The organism is Acinetobacter sp. LMB-5 (genome assembly GCF_001541635.1).
Lineage (GTDB): Bacteria > Pseudomonadota > Gammaproteobacteria > Pseudomonadales > Moraxellaceae > Acinetobacter > Acinetobacter pittii.
This window is the reverse complement of record NZ_LRDR01000067.1, coordinates 1-461: the sequence shown is the minus strand read 5'-3', so window position 1 is coordinate 461 and position 461 is coordinate 1. Positions and strand designations below refer to the sequence as shown.

Annotated in this window: 1 protein-coding gene; it reads right to left on the bottom strand. The window is 44.3% G+C overall.

From position 1 onward, the window contains the following. Positions 1 to 461, bottom strand: a 461-nt coding sequence (locus tag AW165_RS19990; RefSeq protein ID WP_212823924.1) for a hypothetical protein, incomplete at both ends; no start/stop codon positions are given.

Here is a 461-nt window from a genome sequence, read left to right as displayed (position 1 = left end):
GGGCTAAAGCCAGCTTGCATCGACTTAAACGAGTTAAGCGGATATTTTTTCCCATCCATATTGATGCGTGTACCATTCACAAACGCATGTTTGAGCCATGATTTCACTGTATTGATACTCATAGCAAGAGCAGCAACGTTTTTACCAGCATCAAGCCAAACGTTATGCAAAATTTTATGAGCATCCTCAAGATCAACAATCATTACATGCTGATGGTTCTTCGCCATTTCTTCTTCAAGAGAGCATTGCAAACCAATAGAATCACTCAACGCCAGCTGAGAGGCTAAACCTTCCGTATGTACGGGGATCCCGTAGATTTCAGCAATACTTTTGCCTTCAGCGTATTGCGGGGAGTGTTTCTGAGCCTCTTGAGAAGCCAATAAACTGTCACTGACATACGCATTTTCCTGTTGCACCGCTCTCTTTTGGCGCAACTCTTCTGCATCACGCTCCGCTAATGC